This window comes from Stappia indica, from assembly GCF_020177335.1.
Lineage (GTDB): Bacteria > Pseudomonadota > Alphaproteobacteria > Rhizobiales > Stappiaceae > Stappia > Stappia indica_B.
Window position 1 is genome coordinate 1 of record NZ_JAIVMG010000005.1, and the last position, 22,756, is coordinate 22,756.

General features: G+C 66.4%; 19 protein-coding genes. 9 read left to right on the forward strand and 10 right to left on the reverse strand.

Annotation, left to right across the window (positions count from 1 at the left end; all coding sequences use genetic code 11):
* The 3 genes from LC062_RS08440 to LC062_RS08450 all read left to right on the forward strand — a co-directional run.
* On the forward strand, nt 1-294 hold a 294-nt coding region (locus tag LC062_RS08440), incomplete at its 5' end, for an integrase core domain-containing protein (protein ID WP_224910597.1).
* Between the two features lie 860 nt (nt 295-1,154).
* Nucleotides 1,155-4,058 (forward strand): excinuclease ABC subunit UvrB, encoded by a 2,904-nt coding sequence (uvrB, locus tag LC062_RS08445; RefSeq protein ID WP_224910598.1) that lies wholly within the window; start codon nt 1,155-1,157, stop codon nt 4,056-4,058.
* Nucleotides 4,059-4,380: 322 nt separating this feature from the next.
* Nucleotides 4,381-4,770 (forward strand): PAAR domain-containing protein, encoded by a 390-nt coding sequence (locus LC062_RS08450; RefSeq protein ID WP_224910599.1) that lies wholly within the window; start codon nt 4,381-4,383, stop codon nt 4,768-4,770.
* A gap of 63 nt (nt 4,771-4,833) precedes the next feature.
* On the opposite strand, the gene LC062_RS08455 is transcribed toward LC062_RS08450, so the two are convergent.
* Both LC062_RS08455 and LC062_RS08460 read right to left on the reverse strand, forming a co-directional pair.
* Nucleotides 4,834-6,597 carry a TRAP transporter permease gene (locus tag LC062_RS08455; RefSeq protein ID WP_224910600.1) on the reverse strand — a complete coding sequence of 588 codons (1,764 nt, stop codon included), beginning with the start codon at nt 6,595-6,597 and terminating at the stop codon, nt 4,834-4,836.
* Between the two features lie 112 nt (nt 6,598-6,709).
* Nucleotides 6,710-7,663 (reverse strand): TAXI family TRAP transporter solute-binding subunit, encoded by a 954-nt coding sequence (locus LC062_RS08460; RefSeq protein WP_224910601.1) that lies wholly within the window; start codon nt 7,661-7,663, stop codon nt 6,710-6,712.
* Between the two features lie 208 nt (nt 7,664-7,871).
* On the opposite strand from LC062_RS08460, the gene LC062_RS08465 reads away from it, so the two are divergent.
* From LC062_RS08465 to LC062_RS08485, 5 genes are read left to right on the forward strand one after another with little or no spacing between them, the layout of a single operon-like run.
* A complete protein-coding gene (locus tag LC062_RS08465) occupies nt 7,872-8,816 on the forward strand; it encodes an ABC transporter permease (protein ID WP_224910602.1) in 945 nt (314 codons plus the stop codon).
* Nucleotides 8,817-8,820: 4 nt separating this feature from the next.
* Nucleotides 8,821-9,681 (forward strand): ABC transporter permease, encoded by an 861-nt coding sequence (locus tag LC062_RS08470; protein WP_224910603.1) that lies wholly within the window; start codon nt 8,821-8,823, stop codon nt 9,679-9,681.
* A complete protein-coding gene (locus LC062_RS08475; protein WP_224910604.1) occupies nt 9,678-11,354 on the forward strand; it encodes an ABC transporter ATP-binding protein in 1,677 nt (558 codons plus the stop codon). The genes LC062_RS08470 and LC062_RS08475 overlap by 4 nt, the downstream gene beginning before the upstream one ends.
* A 20-nt stretch (nt 11,355-11,374) precedes the next feature.
* The gene (locus LC062_RS08480; protein ID WP_224910605.1) at nt 11,375-12,271 is read left to right on the forward strand and encodes an ROK family protein; all 897 of its coding nucleotides are present in this window, start codon (nt 11,375-11,377) and stop codon (nt 12,269-12,271) included.
* A gap of 13 nt (nt 12,272-12,284) precedes the next feature.
* Nucleotides 12,285-12,920: a YceI family protein gene (locus LC062_RS08485; protein ID WP_224910606.1), complete on the forward strand. Its 636-nt coding sequence runs from the start codon at nt 12,285-12,287 to the stop codon at nt 12,918-12,920.
* A 20-nt stretch (nt 12,921-12,940) separates the two neighbouring features.
* Here the strand turns inward: LC062_RS08485 and LC062_RS08490 are convergent, their stop codons facing one another.
* From LC062_RS08490 to LC062_RS08525, 8 genes are all read right to left on the reverse strand, one after another.
* Nucleotides 12,941-13,621: a cupin domain-containing protein gene (locus LC062_RS08490; RefSeq protein WP_224910607.1), complete on the reverse strand. Its 681-nt coding sequence runs from the start codon at nt 13,619-13,621 to the stop codon at nt 12,941-12,943.
* A 97-nt stretch (nt 13,622-13,718) separates the two neighbouring features.
* Nucleotides 13,719-14,963 carry a phosphoglycerate dehydrogenase gene (gene serA, locus LC062_RS08495; RefSeq protein ID WP_224910608.1) on the reverse strand — a complete coding sequence of 415 codons (1,245 nt, stop codon included), beginning with the start codon at nt 14,961-14,963 and terminating at the stop codon, nt 13,719-13,721.
* A gap of 102 nt (nt 14,964-15,065) precedes the next feature.
* The gene (locus LC062_RS08500; RefSeq protein ID WP_224910609.1) at nt 15,066-15,929 is read right to left on the reverse strand and encodes an N-formylglutamate amidohydrolase; all 864 of its coding nucleotides are present in this window, start codon (nt 15,927-15,929) and stop codon (nt 15,066-15,068) included.
* 4 nt (nt 15,930-15,933) lie between these two features.
* Entirely contained in the window at nt 15,934-16,941 is a 1,008-nt protein-coding gene (locus LC062_RS08505) for an ABC transporter ATP-binding protein (RefSeq protein ID WP_224910610.1), read from the reverse strand.
* The gene (locus tag LC062_RS08510) at nt 16,938-17,963 is read right to left on the reverse strand and encodes an ABC transporter ATP-binding protein (protein WP_224910611.1); all 1,026 of its coding nucleotides are present in this window, start codon (nt 17,961-17,963) and stop codon (nt 16,938-16,940) included. The genes LC062_RS08505 and LC062_RS08510 overlap by 4 nt, the downstream gene beginning before the upstream one ends.
* 7 nt (nt 17,964-17,970) lie before the next feature.
* Nucleotides 17,971-18,861, reverse strand: a complete 891-nt coding sequence (locus LC062_RS08515; RefSeq protein WP_224910825.1) for an ABC transporter permease — start codon at nt 18,859-18,861, stop codon at nt 17,971-17,973.
* A gap of 72 nt (nt 18,862-18,933) precedes the next feature.
* The gene (locus tag LC062_RS08520) at nt 18,934-19,911 is read right to left on the reverse strand and encodes an ABC transporter permease (RefSeq protein ID WP_224910612.1); all 978 of its coding nucleotides are present in this window, start codon (nt 19,909-19,911) and stop codon (nt 18,934-18,936) included.
* A gap of 146 nt (nt 19,912-20,057) precedes the next feature.
* On the reverse strand, nt 20,058-21,650 hold the full coding sequence (locus tag LC062_RS08525; RefSeq protein ID WP_224910613.1) for an ABC transporter substrate-binding protein: 1,593 nt from the start codon (nt 21,648-21,650) through the stop codon (nt 20,058-20,060).
* Nucleotides 21,651-21,810: 160 nt separating this feature from the next.
* On the opposite strand from LC062_RS08525, the gene LC062_RS08530 reads away from it, so the two are divergent.
* The gene (locus LC062_RS08530) at nt 21,811-22,743 is read left to right on the forward strand and encodes a LysR substrate-binding domain-containing protein (protein WP_224910614.1); all 933 of its coding nucleotides are present in this window, start codon (nt 21,811-21,813) and stop codon (nt 22,741-22,743) included.
* The last annotated feature ends 13 nt before the right edge of the window (nt 22,744-22,756 follow it).

The following is a 22,756-nucleotide window of genomic DNA, read 5'->3' on the forward strand; positions in this document are numbered from 1 at the left end:
TTCGCCTGGACGGATCGGCTCCGCCGATCGGGCGTCCGGATATCGATGGATGGGAAAGGTCGGTTCCTCGACAACATCTTCATTGAGCGGCTGTGGCGAACCCTGAAATACGAGTGCGTCTACCTGCATGCCTGGGAGACCGGATCAGAGACGAAAGCGGCCATCCGGAAATGGATGACCTTCTACAACCACCAGCGTCCTCACTCAGCCCTCGGCGGCAAGCCTCCGGTGCTGGCCTATTGGCAGAGAAATGATATCAACCAACCCGATCAGCAGGTGCAACGAGTAGCTTAAATTACGCCAGATCCTGTCCAGCCGATGGGGAGTAGCTCATTGGGCTTCATCTTCGTTCCTTCGTCACTACGACGAAGCCCAAATCCTCCTTAAATCACAACCTCAAATCTGTGCCATGAGCGCTGACGGGGAACAGTCAATCTGGTTCCGCCAAACCTGCGCGGTAAACAGGATTATAGTACTATCGCAATTCGTTAACCGAAACGTTGCAACTCGGCTGCGCCTTTTTCAGAACGCCAACGCAGTCTCCCCATTATCCCATCACGTTCCGGGCCACCGTCAAGCGCTGCGGCACCGGTAAATTTCGGCAGCTTTCCCAATCCGCCTTCTTACGGAGCGCTTTTGGAGAACGCCGACGACACTCTTCAATCGGCGTATCGCGCAAATACCTCAATGCACTCGACACCGTCGAGCAGATCCCGCACGGTTCTCTGTTCCGCCCGGACGGGGATAAAGGAGACAAGGGTCAAACGATCGGCTTCTGTAAACAGCCTGGCAACCCACCAATACATCGACTGTGTTCGACGTCCACGCCCAAGCGGTGAAACCGCAGGATCGCATCACCTGCCTGCTTGCACAGCTCGGCAACTTTTCCGATTTCGCTCGACCAGGTCACAATCTCTCCCCCACATCCCGTCATGCCTGCCCGGCACCTGGGGCCGTACCTCTTCGCTTGCGGCGGCTTTGTCAAGCGGAGACCCGGCCACGGCATTTCCTGCGGGAGAGAACCGACGCCCAGGCCTTTCCCCTCCCTCCTGCTGCCACCGTGCTGTCAGCAACGGTGCGGGGAGAGCGGAAATGCGCGGACAAGCCGCAAGCGCGGGGTTTTCCGGCCGAGGCTTTCGCCCCATATTGCCGCCATGGCCAAGCGACCCTCCTCCTCCCGTCCGAATGCCGGCGCGCCCGACCCCGACGCGCTGCCCACCGGCGACGATGCGCCCACTGGTTTCGGCGAAGCGCCTCAGGCTTCTTTCGAGGGCGCGCGCCTCTCCGGCGGGGTGTCCGATTGGGCGCGGCAGATATCCGAGGAAGACGGCGCTCCCACTTCCGCTGACAAGACCCAAGAACCGGCAGCTCCATCCAAGGCGAAGAAGGCCGACAAGGCCGCGACCAAGACGGGCGCCAAGGCCAAACCGGCCCGGTCGGCCCGGGGCACCTCCATGGGCGCCAGCAACGACCCGCGCGAACGCGCCGCCGGCGGGCTCAATCCGGTCGCCGGGCTCGACATCTCGCTGGAGGATGCCGAGGCGCTGCTGGAAAAGCAGGTCGCGGAGACGAAAAAGCGCAACAAGCGCAAGGGAAAGGCACCGCCGCCGGAGATGTCCGATGGCTCCACCGGCCATACCGAAACCGTGCGCGCCCTGTCGGTGCTGATCGAGAGCGGCAACCCGCTGCACAAGAACGGCGAGGCCTGGGCGCCGCACCGCCCGGTTCGCCCCGCAAAGTCCGAAGGCGGCGTGCCGATCAAGCTGGTCTCGGAGTACGAGCCGAAAGGCGATCAACCGACCGCCATCGCCGATCTGGTCGAGGGGCTTGCCGACGAGGACAAGACCCAGGTTCTGCTCGGCGTCACCGGCTCGGGCAAGACCTACACCATGGCGCAGGTGATCGCCCGCACCCAGCGCCCGGCGCTGATCCTGGCGCCGAACAAGACGCTGGCCGCCCAGCTCTACGGCGAGTTCAAATCGTTCTTCCCCGACAATGCGGTGGAATATTTCGTCTCCTACTACGACTACTACCAGCCGGAGGCCTATGTCCCGCGCACGGACACGTTCATCGAGAAGGAAAGCTCGATCAACGAGCAGATCGACCGGATGCGCCATTCGGCCACCCGGGCCCTGCTGGAACGGGATGACGTGATCATCGTCGCCTCGGTCTCCTGTATCTACGGTATCGGTTCGGTCGAGACCTATACGGCGATGACCTTCGCCATCGAGGTGGGCGAGCGCATCGACCAACGCCAGTTGCTCGCCGATCTCGTCGCTCTGCAATACAAGCGCAATGACGCCGCCTTCCAGCGCGGCACCTTCCGGGTGCGCGGCGACACCGTCGAGATCTTCCCCGCCCACTATGAGGACCGGGCCTGGCGGGTGTCGCTGTTCGGCGACGAGATCGAGGCGATCACCGAGTTCGACCCGCTCACCGGGCAGAAATCGGCGGAGATGAAGAGCGTCAAGATCTACGCCAACTCCCACTATGTGACACCGAAGCCGACGCTGGCACAGGCCACCAAGTCGATCAAATCCGAATTGAAACAGCGGCTGGAAGAACTCACCGCCCATGGCCGGCTGCTGGAGGCGCAGCGGCTGGAGCAGCGCACCCTGTTCGATCTGGAGATGATGGAGGCGACCGGCTCCTGCGCCGGCATCGAGAACTACTCGCGCTACCTCACCGGCCGGGCGCCGGGCGAGCCGCCGCCGACACTGTTCGAATACCTGCCGGACAATGCGCTCGTCTTCGCCGACGAAAGCCATGTGACGATCCCGCAGATCGGCGCCATGTACCGGGGTGACTTCCGCCGCAAGGCGACACTGGCGGAATACGGCTTCCGCCTGCCCTCCTGCATGGACAACCGGCCCTTGCGCTTCGAGGAATGGGACGCGATGCGGCCGCAGACCATCTGCGTCTCCGCCACCCCCGGCTCCTGGGAGATGGAAGAAGCCGGCGGCGTCTTCGCCGAACAGGTGATCCGTCCGACCGGGCTGATCGATCCGCAGATCGACATTCGCCCCGCCTCCTCCCAGGTCGACGATCTCCTGGGCGAGGTGCGCGTGGTCGCCGCCAAGGGCCTGCGCACGCTGGTCACCGTGCTGACCAAGCGCATGGCCGAGGACCTGACCGAATACCTGCATGAGAACGGCGTGCGCGTGCGCTACATGCATTCGGACATCGACACACTGGAGCGGATCGAGATCATTCGCGACCTGCGTCTCGGCGCCTTCGACGTGCTGGTCGGCATCAACCTGTTGCGCGAGGGATTGGACATTCCCGAATGCGCGCTGGTCGCCATTCTCGATGCGGACAAGGAAGGCTTCCTGCGCTCGGAGACCTCGCTGATCCAGACCATTGGCCGCGCGGCGCGAAACGTCGACGGCAAGGTGGTGCTTTACGCCGACCGGACCACCGGGTCGATGGAGCGGGCCATCGCCGAGACCAACCGGCGCCGGGAGAAGCAGACCGCCTACAACACCGAGCATGGCATCACGCCGGAAAGCGTGCGCCGGACCATCGGCGACATCCTGCAGAGCGTTTACGAACAGGATCACGTGACGGTGGACTCGGGCTTCGCCGAGGAGGACGGGCTCGTCGGCCACAATCTCAAGGCCCATATCGAGGATCTGGAAAAGCAGATGCGCGAGGCGGCCGCCAACCTGGAGTTCGAGACGGCGGCGCGGCTGCGCGACGAGGTCAAGCGGCTGCAGGAAACGGAGCTGGCCGTCGCCGACGATCCGCTGGCGCGCCAGTCGGCGGTGGAAGAGCGCAGCGGCGGCTATCGCGGCGACAAGAAATACGGCGCCAGCGCCAACCTGCCCACGGCCTCGAAGGTGCGCAAGAATACCCTCGATGAAATGACGGTGGGCCGGACGGAAGTGCCGTTGTCCGGCAAGCCGACGCCGCAGAAGCGGCGCCCCGATGCGGCCACGGCGGAAGAGGATGTCCGCCCGGTCGTGCGCGGCAAGATCGGCGCCGGCTCCTACGAGGACCCGACAGAAGAAAAACGCCATCGCGGCCGCCCGAAGAAAAGCGGCAGGCCGGGGCGGTAACGGCAACCCGCTCCTCCCGGCGTCATCCCGGGCAAGCTTTTGCGCGACCCGGGGTCGGAGAGCCGAAAGACGCGCGTTTGCAATGGACTGGACCCGACAGACCGTGGCTCGCCGATCCCGGATCTCCGCTTGCGCGTCGTCCGGGAGGACGCGGAGCGGGGGAAATGTCCGGGACAAGGCGGAGGACGCAGGCGCTCGCTGCAACGCCGAGGCAAAACCGACAGGACGGATACCGCACTTTCGGAGCGATGGCCCGCCCAGGTCGACCCTTCCGATCCCCTTTCGCCTTTTCCGATCACCGCCCGGAGCTTACAGTCGCGCGATGAGCATCTGTCCTGACATCACCTTCTCCGCCCCGCATCCGCCGGCCCGCCTGCGTCGGGCGTCCAGAGCCGCGCGGTGCGCCTTCGCCGGGGTACTGCTGGCGCTGCTGCCCTTCCCGCATGTCGCCTCAGCGCAGGACATGCCGGCCTGCGCCCAGACCGGCGCATCCTCGGTGATGATCAACGGCCGGCCCGCGCTACGGCTGTCGGATGTGGCGACCTGCCCGCCCGGCATGTTCGAGACCGTGCCGGGGATCATGGTCGAGGGGCAACCAGCGGTGCGTTTCATCGCGCCGGTGGAGGGCTGCGTGGCGGCCGGTTCGGCCGATGTGCTCATGGGCGGCGCACCGGCGGGCCGTGCCGGTGATGCGGCCTGCCCGCCGAAGTGACCCCTTGGGCGGAGCCTTATCCCTTCCCTCAGTTGTCGCCGCAGCTTGTGCTCCGAAGCGCGATTACCCGCCGAGGAACAGCAGCGCCGCCCCGAGCAGCACGAGCCCAGCTCGGAGCAGCGGATTGAGCGGGGCGATCACGCCGCAGGAGATGGCGGCAAGGCCGGCGCCGACCTTGACCATCGCCAGCAATGCGGCGACCGGGGCGGCGGTCAGCTCGATCAAGGCCGGATTGGCGATCATCCCCAGCGGCACGAGATAGAGGCCGAGCCCCAGCGCCATCGCCGAGATCGCCACCTTCAGCCAGTTTTCGCCGACCATGCCGGCGGCGATGAACACCGCGCCACAGACCGGCGGGGTGATGGTCGACAACAGCGCATACCAGAAGACGAAGAGATGGGCCTGCAGCGGTGACAGCCCCAGGTCGATCAACGCCGGGCCGGCGACGGACACACAGATCACGTAGGCCGCTGTCGTCGGCACTTCCATGCCCAGGATGAGACAGGCAATGGCGGTGAGCAGCAGCGCCGGCCAGAGCAGGCCACCGGAGCCGGACAGGATCAGCGAGGTGATTTTCACGCCGAGCCCGGTGAGGCCGAGCACGCCGATGATGATCGAGGCGCACAGGATGATGGCGGCGATGGTGGCGATCTGCCGCCCGCCGGTGATGCAGACGGTTTCGATCCGCCCCAGCGTGCGCCGGCGATCGAAGCTGAGCCGCACGTCAAGCGTCAGCAGCAGCGCCCCGGCGACGATGGCAAGACAGGCGGCGTATTGCGGGGTGACCCCGGCGCCGAACATGCCCCAGAGCAGAACCGAAAAGGGCACCAGGAAGAACGCCGAGGTGATCAGCACGAGACGCGGCGACGGGCGCTCGTCGGCCGGCAGCCCCTTCAGCTCATGGCGCAGGGAAAAGGCGTCGATACCGACCCAGACGGCAATGAAGTAAAGCAGCGCCGGCAGCGCCGCCGCCGCCATGATGCCCACATAGGGGGTGCCGGTCAGCTCCACCATGACGAAGGCGCCGGCGCCCATCAGCGGCGGCATGATCTGACCGCCCGAGGAGGCCACCGCCTCGACCGCACCAGCGAGCGCGCGCGGATAGCCGAGCCGGGTCATCGCCGGCAGGGTGATCGCCCCGGTGGAGGCGACATTGGCCGAGGCGGAGCCGGAGATCGAGCCGAACAGCGCCGAGGACAGGACGGACACCTTGGCGGCGCCGCCGCGCAGCCGTCCGGCGGCGGCGGCAGCCACATTCATGAAGCCCTGCCCGGCCTCGCCGGCATTGAGCACAGCGCCGAAGATCACGAAGATCGACACCACGGAGACGGACACCCCGGTCAGCGAGCCCCAGACCCCGCCTTCGGTGATGGTCAGGGTGCCGAACAGGCTGGACATCGGCAGGCCGGAATGGCCGAACTCACCGGGGATGTATTCGCCCCAGACCGCATAGGCCAGCGCCAGCGCGGCCACCAGCGGCAGCGGCCAGCCGATGGCGCGGCGGGCCATCTCCAGCACCACCGCCAGCAACACCAGCGCCAGCGCCATCTGCCCCGGCCCGGTCAGGTAGCCGTATTGATCGCCCAGCGCCGAAGCGTTCAGCGCGATCCACAGACAGACGCCGATGCCGATGGCGGCGATCACCGCGCCGGAGCGGCGCGCGGAGGCGCTGCCGGCCATCAGCACGAGGACGAAGGGCAACGCCAGCGCCATGTGCAGCGGCCGGGAAACCAGATTGGGCACCAGACCGGAGAACACCAGATAAAGGTGAAAGCCGATCGACAGCGCGCCAAGCGCCGTCCAGAACAGGCGGGCGGGGACAGACATTCGCGAACTTTCCGGAAAGACCGGCCCGGCCCCGTCCTGATCGATGGACGGGAAAGCCGGGTCCGGAGACCTTGCCGGCCACCAAAGGCGGCGACCGGTCAAGACGATGTCGTCACTTCTGCGCGTCAGTCAGGGCAACGCCCGCCTCGGCGTAGTAGCGCGCCGCGCCGGGATGGATCTTGCCGCTGATGTTGGCCAGCATCTCGGTGGTCACACCCTTCCACCAGGGCGCCGTATCGGCCATCTTCGCCTTCTCTTCCCAGAAGGTGCGGGTGATCAGATAGGCGGTGTCGTCGTCCATCGCCGTGGTGGTGTAGGCGATCACCGGCAGCGAGGTGGTGGTCACCGGCGCGTCCTGTCCGGCATAGGTGCCGGCGGGAATGACCAGCTTGGTGCGCTTGGTCTTGGCGATCTGCTCGTCGGAGAGCGACAGCAGCGTGATGCCGGTGCCGGCGGCGGCCTCGATCACATTCGGCGCCGGGTAGGACCCGGAGGTGACGAAACCGTCGATCTGGCCGTTCTTCAGGGCAGGACCGGCGTTCGACAGTTCCGCGTCGGCGAGCTTGACCTTGTCGGTCAGGCCGAAGAGCTCAAGATACTTGGCCCCTTCACGCGCGCCGAAGCTGCCCTTGCCGATCAGGATCGTCTTGCCGGCCATGCCGGGGAAATCCGTCACGCCGCTGTCGGAGCGCATGACGAAATGCATGGTCAGCGAGGGGATCGGGAACAGCGCCCGGATCTCGTCGAACTTCGGGTTGCCCTTGTCCTTGAACATTGCCTTGCCGCCCTGGGCGAGCCCGATCAGCGCCGGCGGCGAGGTGAAGAAGTAGTTCCCCGGACGCACCGCCGCTTCCATCACGTTCTGGACGGAGCCCTGGCTTTCCTCGACGGTGACGATCACCTCGCCATCGGTGCCGGCCTTGACCGCCTCGGCGATCTGCACCGCCATCTGGTAGTAGGACGATCCGGTCTTGGCGGCTTTGTAGGTGATGCGCGTTTCGGCGGCGGCCATCTGCGGCAGCAGCGCGGCGAGGCCGACAAGGGCAAACTTGCTCCAGAAGGTCATGAGGGCACCCGGGATCCTGTTCTCGTTGAATGGGAGCCAGAGACTACTTGCTCCCACGGCCCGATGCACCTGCAAGAGCGTCGGTTTTTCACCTTTTCTCCACAGGGCCTCACGGTTGCAGCTCCGGTGCATTCTCCCTTTTCCGGGAAAGACATCCACTATAGCCTTCAGACCGACACAAGAGAATCTTCCGGAGACGTGAGACCCCATGCTGGTCTATGCCGCCAAACGACTGGCCAGCCTGTCCGCAACGCTGCTGCTGGCGACGCTGGTGGTGTTCCTCGTTCTGGAAATCCTGCCCGGCGATCCGGCCGAACTGATGCTGGGCATGAATGCCAGCGAAGACACGCTGGCCGCACTGCGCGGCGAACTTGGCCTCGACCGGCCGGCCTTGCTGCGCTACGGCGACTGGGTCGCGGGCTTTGTCACTGGGGATCTCGGCATCAGCCACACCTATGCGGTTCCGGTCTCGGAGCTTGTCGCCGCGCGCCTGCTGGTCTCGCTGCCGCTGGCGCTCTTGGCGCTCGTCCTGTCCACCGCCATCGCCATTCCGGTCGGGGTGATCGCCGCCAGCCGGCGCGGAAGCTGGCAGGACAGCAGCCTGATGGGCCTTGCCCAGATCGGCATTGCCGTGCCGAATTTCTGGTTCGCCATGCTGCTGGTGTTCGTCTTCGCGGTGAGTTTGCGGCTCGTGCCCTCCGGCGGCTTTCCCGGCTGGGAAGCGGGGCTGGTGCCGGCGCTGAAGGCGCTGCTGCTGCCGGCCATCGCCCTGGCCCTGCCGCAGGCGGCGATCCTCGCCCGGGTGATGCGCTCGGCGCTGATCGACACGCTGGGCGAGGATTACATCCGCACCGCCCGGGCCAAGGGGCTGACTCGGCACGCCACCTTGTGGCGCCATGCGGTTCGCAACGCGCTGATCCCGGTGCTGACCATTCTCGGCCTGCAATTCTCCTTCCTGATCGCCGGCACCATCATCATCGAGAACGTGTTCTACCTGCCCGGGCTGGGGCGGCTGATCTTCCAGGCCATCACCCAGCGGGACCTGATCGTGGTGCGCAGCGTGGTGGTGCTGCTGGTCGCCACGGTGATCCTCGTCACCTTCCTGGTGGATCTGGCCTATGCGCTGGCCGATCCGCGCCTGCGGAGCCGCTGAGCCCATGGCCGTGCGCGCGTTCCTCCGCACCCTGCGGCAGCACCGGGCCCTGGCGGTCGGCGGCACCATCGTTGGCCTGGTCACTGCCGCCGCCGCGCTGTCGCTGGTCTGGACGCCCTACCCGATCGACGTTCTCTCGGTCGCCGACCGGCTGCAAGGCCCGTCCCTCGCCCATCCCTTCGGCACCGATCACTATGGCCGCGACATGCTGTCGATGCTGATGGTGGGCGCGCGCACCTCCATCGCCGTTGCCCTCCTCGCCGTGGGCATCGGCGCGCTCATCGGCGTGCCGCTGGGCCTTCTGGCAGCCGCGCGCGGCGGCTGGCTCGACGAAGCGCTGATGCGCCTCAACGATCTGGTGTTCGCCTTCCCGGCACTGTTGTCGGCGGTGATGATCACCGCGATCCTCGGGCCGGGCGCGGTCAACGCGGTGCTGGCCATCGGCATCTTCAACATCCCGGTGTTCGCCCGGGTGGCGCGTGGCGGCGCACTGGCGACCGGATCGCGGGAGTTCGTGCTGGCCGCGCGCGTGTCCGGCAAGGGGCAGCTGCGCATCACCGCCGAGCACATTCTGCCCAACATCGCCAACCTTCTGATCGTGCAGGGAACGATCCAGTTTTCGCTCGGCATTCTCGCCGAGGCCGGCCTCTCCTACGTCGGGCTCGGCGCCCAGCCGCCGCTCGCCTCCTGGGGGCGGATGCTGAACGAGGCGCAGACCATGATGATGATGGCGCCGTCGCTGGCGCTCTATCCGGGGCTGGCCATCGTCCTCACCGTGCTCGGGCTCAACCTGATGGGCGACGGCCTGCGCGATGCGCTCGATCCGCGCCTGAAGCGGCGGCGGTCGCAAGGGATGGCACCATGACGCTGCTGGACGCGCGCGGCCTGTCGCTGTCGATCCACGGAACGCCGATCCTCCGATCTGTCGATCTGAGCATCGCGCCGGGCGAAACCCTTGGCCTTGTCGGCGAGAGCGGGTCGGGCAAATCCATGACGGCGCTGGCGGCGATGCAATTGCTGCCTGAGGGGGCGGAGGTGCGCGGCACCTTGCGTCTTACCGGAGCGGACCTTCTTTCCATGCCCGAGCCGGAGCTGTGCCGCCTGCGCGGCCGGCGCATCGGCATGGTGTTTCAGGAGCCGATGACCGCGCTCAATCCGGTCAAGACCATTGGCGCGCAGATCGCCGAGGGGCTGATCTGGCATTTGCGGCTCTCCCGCAGTAAGGCGGCGGAGCGGGCCCGCGCCCTGCTCGACCGGGTGGGGCTGACCACCGCCGGGGTCGGTCCGGAGCGGTTCCCGCATCAACTATCCGGCGGACAGCGGCAGCGGGTGGTGATCGCCCTCGCCATCGCCTGCGATCCGGAACTGCTGATCGCCGACGAACCGACCACCGCGCTCGACGTCACCATCCAGGCGCAGATCCTCGACCTGATCCGCGATATCGTCGAAACCCGCAAGATGGGGTGCCTGCTGATCAGCCACGACCTGGCCGTGGTCGCGCGCATGGCCGACCGGGTGGCGATCATGAAGGCCGGCGAAATCGTCGAGACCGGGCCGACGGCCCATCTGTTCGCCAATCTCGCCCATCCCTATTCCCAGGCACTGCTGGAGGCGACGACCCATGTGCCTGCGCGCGCACCAGAGGCCCCCGCGGGACCGCCCTCACCCCAGACGGCGCCGCTGCTGTGCGTGCGCGATCTGGTGCGCTGCTATGCCGGACGGCGGCGGTCGCTGTTTCGCCGCCCGCCACCGGTGACGGCGGTCGATCGGGTCAGCTTCGACATTCATCCGGGCCAGAGCGTCGGGCTGGTCGGCGAAAGCGGCTGCGGCAAGTCCACGCTGGCGCGGGCGTTGCTCGGGCTTGAAGCGCCGGATGACGGCGCCATCTCCGTGCTCGGACAGGATCCGTTTTCCGCTCGGGGCGAAACCCGGGAGGCGGTGCACCGGACGGTGCAGGTGGTGTTTCAGGACCCCTATGGCAGCTTCAATCCGCGCCATCAGGTGGGGCGGATCATCGCCGAGCCGCTGCATCTGCTGCGCCGGGAGATCACCCCGGCGGAGAAACGCCAGCGGGTGCGGGACGCGCTCGACGAGGTGGGACTTTCCGCCACTGACGCGGGCAAATATCCCCATGAGTTTTCCGGCGGTCAGCGGCAACGCATCGCCATCGCCCGGGCGCTCGTCACCCGCCCGCGGCTGATCATCGCCGATGAACCGGTCTCCGCGCTGGATGTATCGATCCGGGCGCAGATCCTCGACTTGTTCGCCGACCTGCGCGCCCGCCTCGGGCTGGCCTATCTGTTCATCTCCCATGACCTGTCGGTGGTGCGGGCGATCACCGACGAGGTGATGGTGATGCGCGGGGGGCAAATCGTCGAACGCGGGCCGACCAGCGCGGTGTTCGACCAGCCCCACCATCCCTATACACGGGAGCTGGTGGCCGCCGCCCCCAGCCTCGACGCAGCCCTTGCGGCACGGCGCGCGGACGAAGCGGCGGAACGGGCGGACGGCACGCCAGCGCCAGCCGGGCGGAGATGACAGTGGACGGAGGAGTACCCATGCGGCTCGGGATCGACTGGGGCGGCACCAAGATGGAGATCATCGCGCTTGGTCTTGATGGCGAGGAACGCTTTCGCAAGCGGCTGCCGACCCCGCGCGGCGACTATGAGGGCTGCATCCGCACCGTCACCGATCTGGTCGCCGCCGCCGAACAGGCGGCCGGGCAACGCGGCACGGTCGGGCTCGGCATTCCCGGGTCGCTTTCGCCGGCCACCGGCCTCGTCAAGAACGCCAACTCCACCTGGATGAACGGCAAGCCGCTCGACCGCGATCTGGAGCAGGCGCTGGGGCGCCCGGTGCGGATCCAGAACGACGCCAATTGCCTGGCCGTCTCCGAGGCGACGGACGGCGCCGGGGCCGGCGCACGAATCGTCCACGCCATCATCATCGGCACCGGCTGCGGCTCCGGCATCGCCATCGACGGCAAGGCCCATCGCGGTGCCAATGGCATCGGCGGGGAATGGGGCAACATCTCCCTGCCGTGGATGCGCGAGGACGAGTTTCCCGGGCCGATGTGCTGGACCGGCCATCGCGGCACCATCGACCTTTTGTGTTCCGGCACCGGCTTTCAGCGCGACTACCGCGACAGCACCGGCGAGGAACTGACCGGCGCGCAGATCATGGAGCGGGTGCATGCCGACGAGCGGGCGGCGCAGGCAACGCTGGAGCGCTATATCAGCCGGCTCGGCCGGGCGATGGCGATGGTCGCCAACATCCTCGACCCGGACGTGTTCGTGCTGGGCGGCGGCATGTCCAACATCCCGGAGCTTTACGCCGCATTGCCGGAGGCCATGCAACCGCATATCTTCTCAGATCAGTATGACGTGCCGATCCGCAAGGCGATGCATGGAGACAGCTCCGGCGTTCGCGGCGCGGCCTGGCTGTGGAACGACTGATGAGGTGACGGCTATGGCGCACGCACGCCCCCGCCTCTGCTGGCTGACAACGGCCGGGCTGACAATGGCGCTTCGCCGGCTCGGCGCCGGCGCGCTGCTGCTGTGTCTCGTCCTTGCGCCAGCCAGCGCCGAACCCCGGACCTTCGTGATCGACCCGGCGCATTTTTCCATCGTCTTCAATGCCGAGCACATCGGCTATGAACGGCTCTGGGGCATGTTCCTGAAGGGCGAAGGCCGGTTCGTCTTTGATGAGGACACCCGGGCGCTGAGCGACCTTCGCGTTACCATCGATACGACCAGCGTGTTCAGCAATCACACCCAGCGCGACCAGCATTTGCGCAGTGCCGATTTCCTCGACGCCAAGCAATTCCCGCTGATGACATTCGTCATGACCGATGCCACGCCGGTGACCGACCGCACCGGCACCGTGACCGGCGACCTGACATTGCGCGGCGTGACCCGGCCGGTGACGCTCGATGTGACACTGAACAAGATCGGCCCCTACCCGTTCGGCGGAACCTATGTGGCCGGCATCAGCGCAAAAACCCGGCTGAAACGCTCGGATTTCGGCATGGTCTATGCGGTGGAGAACCAGCTTGTCGGCGACATGGTAGAGATCCATCTCGACCTTGAGGCCATCCGCCAGTAGCCCGGCTCATGTAACCCGCCTCAAGAGCCGGGGGGCGCGGTCACCGTCCGCAGATGGCCGGATTTGACATAGACCCGCGCGCCGGACGCGCCAGCCCGTGCGGCCAGCTCCATGCCCGGTGGCAGACGCAGCCATGCGTCCTTGCCAAGCAGCTCGCCGTCATGGGTGAAGCCGCCCTCCAGCACGAAGAGTTCCAACCCGCCCGCATCGGCAAGGCGAATGTCGCTGCCTGCGTCCCAGACCTCAATGCGCACATCCTCATGGGCATCGCGGTAGAGCGGCAACACCGACACGCCCGGCCGAGCGCGGTGGGGCACCGGCGCCGCCTTGCCGGTGTCGATGCGCACATGGGTGCGATCTTCCGGGTCGAACTGCCAGAGCTTGACGAAGATGGTGCAGCCGCCGGCCGCCGCTGGCGCATGGGAGGAACCCGGCGGATTGCGCACATAGGTGCCGGCCGGGTAGTCGCCGTGTTCGTCCTGGAACACGCCTTCCAGCACGAGGAACTCCTCGCCGCCCGTATGGGTATGGGCGGGAAACCGGCTGCCCGGATCGTAGCGGACGATGGAGGTGGCGCGGGCGACTTCGCCGCCGAGCCGGTCGAGCATCCGCCGGCTCACCCCCGCCATCGGCGAGGGGATCCAGTCGAGCCGGTCGGCATGAACCACCGCCGGCGCTGTAAAATCCGCATTCAGCTGCATGGCCCTCATCCCTCGCCGCGCTGGCTCCGCCGCGTCTCGCGCGGCGAAGCGTTCCGATATGTGGGGCGTCTCCCCTTTCAGGGAAAGGGCGTGCGGATCACACCCGGTTGAGCAGTCGCGCGCGGATCGTGCCGGACAGGCCCCGGATTTCCTCCAGAAGCTCGACCGCCCGGTCCACCGGCCCATCGGCGTCGAGCACCACATAACCGATCTCGCCATCGGTCTGGTAATGCTGGGCGGCGATGTTGATCTTCCAGGTGGCGAACAGGTCGTTCAGCTTGCCCAGCTCGCCCGGAAGATTGCGCTGCACCTGGATGAAGCGGGTGTTGTTGGTGCCCTTGGGCAGTTGCACCTGCGGGAAGTTCACCGCGCCGATGGTCGAGCCCACGTCGGAATATTCCACGAGGCGGCGGGAGACTTCCTCGCCGATGCGCTCCTGCGCTTCCTCGGTCGAGCCTCCCACATGCGGCGTCAGGATCACATTGTCGAGACCGCGCAGCGGGCTGACGAACTCCTCGTCATTCGACTTCGGCTCGGTCGGGAAGACATCCACCGCCGCACCGGCAAGATGCCCGTCCTTCAACGCCTCGGCCAGCGCCTCGATGTCGAGCACCGTACCGCGCGCGTTGTTGATCAGGTAGCTGCCCTTGCGCATGGACCGGATCTCGTCGCGGCCGATCATGCCCCGGGTTTCCGGCGTCTGCGGCAGATGGATCGACACCACGTCGGAGGCGGCCAGAAGCTCCTTCAGATCCGACACCGGCTCGACATTGCCGTGGCGCAGCTTGTCGGTCTGATCGAAGTAGATCACCCGCATGCCCATCGCCTCGGCCAGCATCGACAACTGGGAGCCGATGTTGCCGTAGCCGATGATGCCGAGGGTCTTGCCGCGTACCTCGTTGCTGCCGGCGGCGCTTTTCAGCCAGCGGCCGTTGTGGGCGGCGGTCGACTTGGTGAAGGCGCCGCGCATCAGCATGACGATCTCGGCGATGGTCAGTTCGGCGACGCTGCGGGTGTTGGAAAACGGCGCGTTGAACACGGTGATGCCGCGCCGGTTGGCGGCCACGAGATCCACCTGATTGGTGCCCACCGAGAAGCAGCCGACGCCGACCAGCGTCCCGGCGGCGGCGAGAACCTCTTCATCCACCTGGGTGCGCGAGCGGATGCCCAGCATGTGGACACCCTGCAGCGCCTCGATCAACGCCTTCTTGTCGAGCGCGGTCTTCAGATGCTGCACATTGGTGTAGCCGGCGGTGCCAAGCACATTGACGGCGGTCTGGCTGATGCCTTCCAGGAGCAGCCAGCGGATCTGATCCTTGGGGCGCGACAAGCCGATGTTCATGAGATCTTTCTCGTCCTTGGGACTTGGGGGAGTTCGAACAGTGCCGAAGTGAGGTGCCCCGTCCAGACGAAAAGATCAAGCGGACCTTGCGCAAAAAGCCGTTCAGCGGGCCGCGACCCAATCCCGCAGGCGTGCGGAAAATGCCTCCAGACGGCTGCACAGGGAGGCGAAACCATCCGTCTTCCGGTAGGTTTCCACATCCATGTAGAGCGCCCGGTTGACCTCGATCTGCAGCGAATGGCGCCCGGAGGCGGGATCGCCATGCCGGCGCAGAATCTCCGCCCCCCGGAACGGATCGTTGATCTGCACGGAAAACCCGAGGTCCAGGAGAATCGCCCGGGTCGCGTCAATGAAGTCTCCCGCGCAGCTCGTTCCCTCCCGGTCCGATAGTACAATGTCCGGCCGGGGCGCGCCGCCGGCATCCTCATGCATGACATTGGCCAACGGCTGCATCGAATGCAGGTCGAGGTGATAGACATGGGCGGCGCCCGTCTCCCGGCGCACCCGCTCGAACAGCGCCGATAGCCCGTCGTGATAGGGTTGCCAGACACGCGCAAGGCGGGCAACCACCATGGCCCCGGTCGGCGGCCGGGCAAGCAGCGGCGCGCCATCGGGCGGGGTCGCGGTCCAGATCACCCCCTTGCCGAGCCGCGCCTTGGGACCGGGGGCAAGGCTCAGCCCATCGGCCTCGCGCACCGCTGCCGGGTCGAGATCATCCGCCGCCCGGTTGACGTCGCAGTAGCTCCGACCGACACGGCAGGCCATCAGCGGAATGCCGAGGCCGGGCGCCGCGGCGAACAACTCGTCCACATACATGTCCTCCGCCCGGCGGTAGCGCTCGGGCGGCTGGGCCGGTTCGAAATCCTCCGGATACCAGGTGCCGGAATGCGGGCTGTCGAACAGCAGCGGCACCACCTTCCCTTGCGGATAGCGCAAGGTGAAGGCACCGTCTTCCGCACTCGCCATCTCCTCACCCCCTCTCGTCGTTGAGATGGCAGGCGGAGGTCCAGCCCGGCGCGATCTCGCGCAGGCGCGGCACTTCTTCGCGGCAGCGCGCCGTCGCATGTGGGCAGCGCGGATGGAAATGACAGCCGGAGGGCGGCGAGAGCGGCGACGGGATCTCGCCCTTGACCGGCTGGAACGCGCGCTTGCGCCGGTCGATGCGCGGCACCTCGTCCAGCAGGGCGCGGGCGTAGGGGTGGTTCGGCCCACCGAACAGCGCCTCGGTCGGCGCGCTTTCCACCACCCGGCCGAGATACATGATCACCACCCGGTCGGAGAGATGTTCGACGACGCCGAGATCGTGGGAGATGAACAGGTAGGTCAGGCCGAGATCGGTGCGCAGGTCCATGAACAGGTTGAGCACCTGCGCCTGGATCGACACATCGAGGGCGGCGATGCTCTCGTCGCAGACAAGGAAGTCCGGCTTGACCGCCAGCGCCCGGGCGATGCCGATGCGCTGGCGCTGGCCGCCGGAGAACTGGTGCGGATAGCGGGTCTTGTAGGCCGGATCGAGCCCCACCCGCTGCAGCATCTCATCCACATAGGCCGGGATATCGGCGGCGGGGACCAAGCCATGCACCCGGGGCGCTTCACCGATGATATCCGCCACCCGCATGCGCGGGTTGAGCGAGGACATGGGGTCCTGGAAGATCATCTGGATCTTCAGCAGCGCGTCGCGCCGCGCCGCGCCGGTGAGGCCGGAGACATCCTTGCCGCGCCAGATCACCTTTCCATCGCTGGGCTGATGCACCCCGGCCACCACCCGGCCGAGGGTGGACTTGCCGCAGCCGCTTTCGCCGACAAGGCCGACCACCTCGCCCTCGCGCACGTCGAGCGAGACATCGTCGACCGCGTGAACCACTTCCTCCCGGCGGCGACCACCGACGAGATTGACGAGTTTTTCCGCCGCATCGAGGTGCTTGGTGAAGCGCTTGGAAACACCTTCCAGACGGAGCAAGGGCTGTTCGCCGCTCATGCCCGTGCCCTCCCCGTCTCGCCGATTGCGCCGCCTGCCGCCTCGCCAGGCGGCAGATGCGGATGGTGGCAGCGCATCGCCCGGCCGTCTCCCGAGCCGACCAGATCCGGCATGACCGCACAGGCGCCATCGGCGCGCGCGCATCTGGGTGCGAAGCTGCAGCCCGGCGGCAACGACAACAGCGACGGCGCCATGCCGGGGATCTGGGTCAGCTTCTGGCCGCGCTGGTTCTGGCTCGGCACGGATCCGACCAGCCCATGGGTGTAGGGATGCAGCGGCCCATCGAGCACCGCGTCCACCGGCCCTTCCTCGACAATGCGCCCGGCGTACATCACCGCCACCTTGTCGGCGAGACCGCCAACCACCGCCAGATCGTGGGTAATCCAGATCATCGCCATTCCCGTTTCCGCGCAAAGCTTGCGCACCTCGTAGAGGATCTGCGCCTGGATGGTGACGTCGAGCGCGGTGGTCGGCTCGTCGGCGACGATCACATCCGGCTCATTGAGAAGGGCAATGGCAATCGCCACCCGCTGGCGCATACCGCCGGAGAACTGGTGCGGATAGGCGGCCAGCCGCTCGTCCGGCGAGGGAATGCCGACCCGGGCAAGCGCCGCCCGCGCCCGCTCCCGGGCATCCGCCTCCGACACCGGCGCATGGGCCCGGATCGCCTCGATCATCTGCGTGTCGATGCGCAGCACCGGATTGAGGGTCATCATCGGATCCTGGAAGATCATGGCGATGCGGGTGCCGCGTAGCGCCTGCCAGTCCCGCTCGGAGCGGCCGATCAGCTCCTCGCCGCCGAGCCGGATCGACCCGCCGACGATCCGCCCCGGCGGATCGACGAGGCCGAGCAGGGAAAAGCCGGTCACGGTCTTGCCCGACCCGCTCTCGCCGACCAGCCCCATCACCTCACCCCGGCCGAGGGAAAAGGAAACGCCGTCGACGGCTCGGGCAACGCCCGCCCGCGTGAAGAAATGGGTCTGCAGGTCCTCGACCTGGAGCACCGGTGAGGTCTGGCTCATGGTCGTCTCACTTCTGCAGGCGCGGATTGAGCACATCGCGCAACTGGTCGCCGACGATGTTGATGGAAACGATGGTCAGCAACAGCGCCACCCCGGGGAACACGGCGATCCAGTATTTGCCGGACAGCATGTATTCAAAGCCGTTGGAAATCAGCAGGCCAAGGGAGGGCTCGGTCAGCGGCAGGCCGACGCCGAGGAACGAGAGCGTCGCCTCAAGGGCAATGGCATGGGCGGTCTGCACCGTGCCGACGACGATCAGCGGCGCGACACAATTGGGCAGGATGTGGCGAAAGACGATCCGGGCATGGCCGAGACCGAGGCAGGCGGCGGCCTCCACATATTCCCGCCGCCGCTCCACCAGCGCCGAGGCGCGCACCGTGCGCGCGTAATAGGCCCACTGGGCGATCACCAGGGCGATGATGATCTTGTCGACGCCCTTGCCGAGAATGGCGAGCAGGATCAGCGCGATCAGCACCGCTGGCAGGGACAATTGCAGATCGACGACGCGCATGATCAGGGTTTCGGTGCGCCCGCCCGCATAGGCAGCGGCGAGACCGACGCTCATGCCGACGATGATGGCGATGATCCCGGACATCACGCCGACGGAGAGCGAGATGCGCAGCCCGTAGAAGATCGCCGACAGGAGATCGCGTCCGGCCCCGTCGGTTCCCAGCCAGAAGGTGGTGCCGTCCATGCTGGTGCTGCCGGGCGGCAGGCGCGCGTCGAAGATCGAGACCACCGCCAGATCATAGGGATCCTGCGGCGAGATCCAGGGCGCGAACAGGGCGATCAGGATGATCACCGCCAGCATCAGCGTCGCCAGCAGCGCCAGCCAGCTTGCGGAAAAGTCGGACAGGAAGCGCCGGAGCGGGCTTTCTACCGGGGGCACGGCGGGCATCGCCGCCGCCAGCGCGGAACCGCCGGGAGGCGTGGCGCCCGGTTGCGTGTTGGGTGTGGTCATGGCCGGATCTCACGCGCCGCGATCGCCGAGCCGCACGCGCGGATCGAGGATCGAATAAAGGACGTCCACCACCAGATTGATGACGACGAACAGGAACACGATCATCATCAGGTAGGCGACGATGACCGGACGGTCGAGCTGCTGGATGGATTCGATCAGCAGCTTGCCCATGCCGGGCCAGGCGAAGATGGTTTCGGTCACCACCGAAAACGCGATCAGCGAACCGAACTCCAGCCCAAGCACGGTCACCACCGGGATCAGGATGTTCTTCATCACATGAACGCCGACGATGCGGCCCCGCCCCAGCCCCTTGGCCCGGGCGAACTTGATGTAGTCCTGCAGCATCACCTCCCGGGTGCCGGCACGGGTCAGCCGGATCACCAGCGAAATCTTCAGAAGCGCCAGGTTGAAGGCCGGCAGGATCAGGTGGCGCAGACCGTCCAGAGTCAGGAAGGAAACGGGCACGCCCAGCACCTCGACGGTCTCGCCGCGCCCGGTGGAGGGCAGCCAGCCGAGCATGACGGCAAAGACCATGATCAGCATGATGCCGACCCAGAAGGTGGGCAGTGAAAAGCCGAGAATGGACCCGGCCATGATCGTGCGCGACACCGGGCTGTCGGGCTTGAGACCGGCGTAAAGGCCGAGCGGAATACCAAAGACGATCGCCATCAGAAGCGCGATGAAAGCCAGCTCCAGGGTCGCCGGCATCCGCTCCAGGATCAGGCCCAGCGCCGGCTGGCCGAAGACGAAGGACTGGCCGAGATCGCCTTGCAGGGCGCTGGTGACGAAGGCCCAGAACTGCTCCAGGATCGGACGGTCGAGACCGAGCGCGCGCACCACCTGCTCGATATCCGCCTGATCCATGTCGGGCGAGACGAACATGTCGACCGGATCGCCGACCAGATGCATTCCGAAAAACACGATGGCGGCCATCGCCACCATCACCAAAGCGCTCTGCATGAGGCGGCGCAGGATGAAAACACTCATGGGCCGGGATCTTTCCACGGGAGCGCAGAGGGGCGCGAAAGACGTGAAGACAGCGGAGAACGGGCGAACCGGGACAGGGGCTTCCCCCAAGAAGTCCGGCGGGGCGAAGACGGGCATCCGTCCCCGTCCCGCCGGACAGTCAGCCGTTACTGGGACCGGGCGTAATGGGCGAGCGTGTACTCGTCCGAACGCGGCGTGTAGACGATCCCCTCCCGCGAGGCCCAGGTGTTGACCTGGTAGTGGATCGGGATGATCGCCAGATTGGCCATCGCCAGTTCCGTCGCCTCGGCGAGCAGTGCCGCACGCTTGCCATCGTCCACGGTCTTCAGCGCCTGCTCGACCAGCTCATCCACCTTGGCATCGGAATGCCGGCCGCGATTGGCCGCACCCATGCCCTTTTCCTTGTCATAGGTGGCGATCAGCGAGCGCAGCGGCGAAGAAGCCTCGCCCGACCCGGCACCCCAGCCGACGAGGATCAGAGAGAATTCGGGCAGACCGCCCTCCGCGCCCGTGGAGGCGCGCTTGAAATAGACCGATCGCGGCATGGTCTCGACCTTGGTCTTGATGCCGACGCGGGTCAGCATCTGGGCGATGCCCTCGACGATCTTGGCGTCGTTGATGTAGCGGTCGTTCGGGCCATGGATGGTCAGCTCGAACCCGTCCGGCACGCCGGCCTCGGCCAGAAGCGCCTTCGCCCCTTCCGGATCGTAAGCCTCAGGCTTCAGCTTGTCGGAGACGCCGAAGAAGCCGTCGGGCAGAAGCTGACCGGCGGGAATCGACAGCCCTTCCATCACCCGGTCGCGGATCAGTTCGCGGCTGATCGCCTTGGAAATCGCCAGCCGCACCTTCTGGTCCATCAGCGGGTTCTTGATGTCGCCGCCACCGTTGGCCTTCACGAAGGGCGAATTCTCGCGGAACTGGTCCACATGCAGGTAGATCACCCGGTTGGACACACCCTGCGACAGAACGATGCCCTTGGTTTCCTTCAAGGTGCCGATGTCGGTGGTCGGCACGCCGCTGATCATGTCGACATCGCCGGCCAAAAGCGCGGCGACCCGCGACGGACCGGCCTTGATCGGCTTGATCGTCACCTTGTCCCATTCCGGACGGCCGCCCCAATAATTCTCGTTGGCCGCCAGCACGATGCGGTCGCCGGGCACGTATTCGACGAACTTGAACGGGCCAGTGCCCATCGCCGCCTTGCCGTCGTTGAAATCGGCGGTGGTGGCGCCGCAGCCGACCTCATCGGAAATCACCGGGATCACCGACAGGTCGTTGGCCATGGTCGGATAGGGCTCGTCGGTCGTCACATGGACCGTGAAGTCATCGACCTTCTTGAAGGTCTTGCCCTTGATGTAGGTGGAGAAGCTGGCCGGGGAATTGGGCACCTCCGGCGCCCGCGCGAAGGTGCACAGCACATCGTCGGCGGTGAAGGGCGAGCCGTCATGGAAGGTCACCCCTTCCCGCAGCTTGAACTCCCAGGTCGTGTTGTTGATCGGCTTCCACGACACGGCAAGGCCCGGCTCAAGCTGCTGCCGGTCGCCCTGGTTGATCAACCGGTCGAAGATCTGCGACGCGATCTGGTTGTTCGGTCCCAGATTGTGGAAATGCGGATCAATCGAGGTGGCTTCCGAGGCCACGCCGATTCGCAGATCGGATGCCAGCGCCGGGGCGCTCACGGCAGCCGCACAGGCAAAGGCCACGGCCGCGCGCAACAGCGGCGTTCGAACAGACGTCATTTGGTAGTCTCCCCTCCCGATCCCTTGTCGCTTTTGTGTTTCGCCGGGGCAGGATCGCGGTGAACCCCGGCAGCTTGTCGGGAAGGCTATTATGCGATTATATGATCGACAATCTGAAAACGATAACAAAACAACATACTGATATTCTCAAGGCAAATAGATGGATCGGGAACAAGCCGGCTCCGCCCGGCGCAACGGCTTCACATTGCGCGAGCTGGAAGTGTTGCGGGCGGTCATCAGCGAGGGCAAGACGACAGCGGCGGCGCATCGGCTGGGGATTTCCCAACCGGCGGTAAGCCGGGCGCTCGCCCAGCTTGAGGAGCGATTCGGCCGGCCGTTGTTCCGCCGCACCGGCAACCGGTTGCAACCCACCTCCGAGGGGCTGGCGCTGAACGAGGAGATCGAGCCGATCTTCACCACGCTGGCGCGGCTGCGCACCGCCGACAGCAACAAGCCCAACCCGAAACGCCTGCGGATCGCCGCGCCGCCGACCCTGAGCCACCGGCTGATGTCCTGGCTGTCCGGCTCGTTCCTGAAGCACAACCCTGGCACGACCATCCATCTGGAAATCGGCATGTCGAACAACGCCGTGGCGGCCGTGGCGGACGACAATGCGGACCTCGGGATCAGCGACGGCTTCATTCGCCATGACGGGCTGACCGTTCACCCGTTCCGCCACGCGGTGGCCCATGCGGCGATCCCGGCCGGGCACCGGCTGGCGGACAAGGTGGAGATCACCCCGGAAGATCTCGCGGACGAGCCGTTCATCGCCCTGACCCGGCGCTTTCACCAGCGCAACGTCTACGACCGGATCTTCACTGAGCGGGGCATCCAGCGCGACATCAGGGCGGAGACGGCCACCAGCATCGCCATTTGCGAGATGGTGCGCGAGGGCGTCGGCATCGGTCTCGTCAACCCGTTCCCGGTGTGCCTGCGCCCCTATGAGGGCCTGGTCTTCCGCCGGTTCTCGCCCCGGGTGGACTACGTCACCAAGTTCTTCGTGCCCGCCGGGCCGGTCACGCCGATCGCCCAGCGTTTCATTGAATACGCGCGCCGCACCGTGCCGGCGGATGCGTATTCGCATCCGGCCTGAACCGGCCACCAGA